This window comes from Pantoea sp. CTOTU49201 (genome assembly GCF_032054795.1).
GTDB lineage: Bacteria > Pseudomonadota > Gammaproteobacteria > Enterobacterales > Enterobacteriaceae > Pantoea > Pantoea symbiotica.
This window is the reverse complement of record NZ_DAMBSA010000468.1, coordinates 1-3,357: the sequence shown is the minus strand read 5'-3', so window position 1 is coordinate 3,357 and position 3,357 is coordinate 1. Positions and strand designations below refer to the sequence as shown.

Here is a 3,357-nt window from a genome sequence, read left to right as displayed (position 1 = left end):
TCGGCGAAACCCAGGTGTTTGCCATGCTCGATCCCAATTCGGCAGCGGCACAGAATCTGCTCAACAGCCGGGGCTTTAAGCTGGTGCTGATGCGGCAGACCGAAGAGGATGAGTATTGGCAGCTGTTCGATGCGCAGGCGCATCCGTGCTTCCCGCTGTCGCGCAAAATCCAGTTTCTGGTGGTGTTGAGCACGCCGCAATACAAAGTGCCGAGCGGCGTGATGCCCGGCACCGAAGTCGGACGCCGTGTGAAAGCCAAAGTGCTGCAGCGCTCCAGCCAGGCGGAGTTCACCTCGGCGGTGAAAGCGCGCTACGGCGCCTGCATCATCACCGGCACGCAACTGACCGAACGTCACAGCTGGCCGTGGGTGGAAGCCTGCTACATCGACACGCAAGAGAATGAAGAGGGCTTTTTGGCGGATAACAGCGCAGATAATGGCTTATTCCTGCGCAGCGACCTGCAGCGGTTGTTTATCAACAAAATGATAAGCATCAACGCGGAAACCGGTCAGGTGCTGTTTAATCCTGCGCTGGAAACTGAAGCGTTGATTACCCCTTTTTATCAGGCACTTGAGGGCAAAGTTTGCGAATTATGGGACGCGGTGCCGCCTGGCACGCGGGAAAGACTGCGTAATATGCGCTAACGCCCGCGCGGATGGCGGTGCGATCCACCGCCATCCATAACAAATTTGAAATAACCTCGCTTTTGCCCGCCTATTCTGCCAATCAAAACCCCTACAGAATTGGATAATCATGCCGATAACTTTACTAACGCAGGGTAGTCAACGTGAACGATCTCTATACCGCCGATGGCGTGATGGATAAACATTCGCTCTGGCAGCGCTACGTTCCTCTGGTGCGGCATGAAGCGTTGCGCCTGCAGGTACGTTTGCCAGCCAGCGTTGAGCTTGACGATCTGCTGCAGGCCGGTGGCATTGGCTTATTAAATGCCGTGGAGCGCTACGATGCGCTACAGGGCACCGCCTTTACCACCTACGCCGTGCAGCGTATCCGGGGAGCAATGCTGGATGAACTGCGCAGCCGCGACTGGGCACCACGCAGCGTTCGCAGAAATGCGCGCGAAGTAGCAGGTGCCATGCATCAGGTAGAACAAGCGTTGGGGCGCTCGGCTACTGAGCAGGAAGTGGCTGAGCGACTGAATGTTTCGCTGGAGGAGTATCGGCAGATTCTGCTCGATACCAACAACAGCCAACTCTTCTCCTACGACGAGTATCGGGAAGAACACGGCGACAGTGCGGAGCTGGTGACGGAGGGGCATGAGGAAGCCAACCCGCTTCATCAGTTGTTGGAAGGAAACCTACGTGACCGCGTAATTGAAGCGATTGAGGCGTTGCCTGAACGTGAAAAACTCGTGCTCACACTGTACTACCAGGAAGAACTGAACCTGAAGGAGATTGGCGCGGTGCTGGAAGTGGGGGAATCCCGCGTCAGCCAACTGCACAGTCAGGCGATCAAACGCCTGCGTGCCCGATTATCGGGGGCGCGCTAACAGACTCAGTTCCTGGCGATCGAAAAAAACAATAAAACCGGGGACTCAGCAATGGGAGCCAAAGTTAAAGCCAGACCTTTAAGTCGCTATCTTAAAGACTATAAGCACAGCCAAAGCAATTGTTCACACTGTGGCAAAGTTTTAGATCGTATGGCGTTAGTCTTTCGCGGCCAGATCATCAATAAAGAGGCCATCGCACGCATGGACCAAATGATTGACGATCAGGTGTGGATGAAACTCCAGCCAGAATTGACCGCCTTGTGTCGTTTCTGCAGCGATATTTTTTGTAATACCCATCCGAATTACTTCGACATTATGGCGTTTAAGCAATACCTGTTTGAGCAGACGGAGATGAGCCACAGTACCATACGTGAGTATGTGGTACGTTTGCGTCGGCTTGATGACATGCTGAAGGCGAAAAATTTCCCGGCCGATCGTTTACGGGGCAATAGCTGGCATGAGTGTCTGGAGAACGATCTGCCTGATGCGGGCAATAACAATTACCGCATCGCACTGCGTAAATATGACCAGTTTTTAGGCTGGCAGCAGGGCTGATGGTGAATCCACCCTTGTTGTTGTCGAGCATGACAGCAACAAGGGCAGCACGCGGTGAATTCCGGGTGCGACTTTTCTCATCTTCTGCAACACTGTATGGATAACTGCACATTGCCCGAATGGAGGCTGCATTGTCCTTACATCTTCTGCACCAGTTCCCACGTCTTGAATTACTCGGTGCACCTACGCCGCTTGAGCATTTGCCACGGCTTTCTGACTATCTTGGTCGCGATATCTTTATTAAGCGCGATGACTTCACGCCGGTCGCTCTCGGCGGCAATAAACTGCGTAAACTCGAATTCCTGGCTGCGGATGCGCTGCGCGAAGGCGCGGACGTGCTGCTGACAGCGGGCGCGATTCAATCTAACCACGTGCGCCAAACCGCTGCCGTGGCCGCGAAGCTCGGACTGAAGTGTGTGGCGCTGCTGGAAAACCCGATTGGCACCACAGCAGAAAACTACCTCAGCAACGGCAACCGTTTGTTGCTCGACTTGATGGATGTGGAAATCGTCATGGTCGATGCGCTGAACAATCCCACTGAACAGCTGGCCGCGCAGGCCGAACACCTCGAAGCGCAGGGATTCCGTCCGTACATTGTGCCGGTCGGCGGCTCCAATGCGCTTGGTGCGCTCGGCTACGTTGAGTGCGCGCAGGAGATTGCCCATCAAAGCGAAGGCGTGGTGGATTTCGCTGCGGTGGTGGTGGCTTCCGGCAGTGCCGGCACGCACGCGGGTTTGGCGATTGGTCTGGAGCAGTTGCTGCCGGAAACCGAGCTGGTGGGCGTCACCGTATCGCGCAAAGTCGAGGCGCAGTTGCCGGTGGTGGAACGCATTCGTAGCGCGTTAGCCGAGCAGCTGGAAGTGCAGGCTAAAGCACCGATCACCTTGTGGGATGATTACTTCGCGCCGCGTTACGGCGAGCCGAACGAAGAAGGCATGGCGGCGGTGAAACTGCTGGCGCGGCTCGAAGGCATCATGCTCGATCCGGTCTACACCGGCAAAGCGATGGCGGGATTAATCGATGGTATTGCGCAAAATCGCTTCCGTCGTGAAGGTCCGCTGCTGTTCGTGCATACCGGTGGATCGCCGGCGTTATTTGCTTATCACCCTTCGGTCTGAGACAGAACGTAAAAACGGTTTATAATCCAGCGGTTATTCAAACGGTCGCCGTTGAGGGCGGCCTGACAAAGCACACAACAACACATCACAATAAATGGGGTAAACATGACTTTCTCTCCAATTCGTCGCCAAATGGTGATGGGCATGATGGCGGTCGCGCTGGTTGCGGGCGTT

Annotated in this window: 5 protein-coding genes; 4 read left to right on the top strand and 1 reads right to left on the bottom strand. The window is 55.3% G+C overall.

Features of this window, described 5'->3' with window-relative positions; translation table 11 throughout:
• The 4 genes from RTY00_RS22285 to RTY00_RS22270 form a co-directional block, all read left to right on the top strand.
• Positions 1-644: HNH endonuclease signature motif containing protein (locus tag RTY00_RS22285; protein ID WP_312666296.1), on the top strand; the 644-nt coding region annotated here is incomplete at its 5' end.
• A 143-nt stretch (positions 645-787) separates the two neighbouring features.
• Positions 788-1,510 carry an RNA polymerase sigma factor FliA gene (locus tag RTY00_RS22280; RefSeq protein WP_007891379.1) on the top strand — a complete coding sequence of 241 codons (723 nt, stop codon included), beginning with the start codon at positions 788-790 and terminating at the stop codon, positions 1,508-1,510.
• 51 nt (positions 1,511-1,561) lie between these two features.
• Positions 1,562-2,065 carry a flagella biosynthesis regulatory protein FliZ gene (gene fliZ, locus RTY00_RS22275; protein ID WP_007891377.1) on the top strand — a complete coding sequence of 168 codons (504 nt, stop codon included), beginning with the start codon at positions 1,562-1,564 and terminating at the stop codon, positions 2,063-2,065.
• A gap of 119 nt (positions 2,066-2,184) precedes the next feature.
• The gene (locus tag RTY00_RS22270; RefSeq protein ID WP_409519161.1) at positions 2,185-3,183 is read left to right on the top strand and encodes a D-cysteine desulfhydrase; all 999 of its coding nucleotides are present in this window, start codon (positions 2,185-2,187) and stop codon (positions 3,181-3,183) included.
• On the opposite strand, the gene RTY00_RS22265 is transcribed toward RTY00_RS22270, so the two are convergent.
• On the bottom strand, positions 3,168-3,357 hold a 190-nt coding region (locus tag RTY00_RS22265), incomplete at its 5' end, for a hypothetical protein (RefSeq protein ID WP_312666294.1). The two genes, RTY00_RS22270 and RTY00_RS22265, sit on opposite strands and share 16 nt — an antisense overlap.